This is a genomic window from uncultured Maribacter sp. (assembly GCF_947495965.1).
Taxonomy (GTDB): Bacteria; Bacteroidota; Bacteroidia; order Flavobacteriales; family Flavobacteriaceae; genus Maribacter_B.
Genome location: NZ_CANMBB010000030.1, coordinates 1 through 352 on the forward strand (window position 1 = coordinate 1; position 352 = coordinate 352).

Genomic DNA, 352 nt, shown 5'->3' on the forward strand with positions numbered 1-352 from the left:
CATCACTATCGCCATCGGTATAATCTACTGTGTAGTTCCCATTTCCATCATTAGTAACGGTTATATCGTTTGTACCTACTACAGTCTCTCTATAATCCGATAAATCTATAGCTGTTGCCGTCGGATCATTGGTTAACGTTAAGTTATCTCCCGTTAAACTTAAATCTTGTATCTCATTCGTGTCATTATTTACATAAGGACTTAAATCTATAGTAGTATTATCTGGATCGCCTGTTAAACTAATCTCATTACTACTAAATTGTAAATCTTGACTGTCTGTTCCTCCATTATCATCTATCCAAGTATATACCCCGCTGCCGTCTGTTGATAATACCTGACCATTTGTACCTCC

The 352-nt window shown here is 36.6% G+C and carries 1 protein-coding gene; it reads right to left on the bottom strand.

Annotation, left to right across the window (positions count from 1 at the left end; translation table 11 throughout):
• Positions 1-352, bottom strand: a 352-nt coding sequence (locus Q0820_RS16920; protein ID WP_298489479.1) for a hypothetical protein, incomplete at both ends; no start/stop codon positions are given.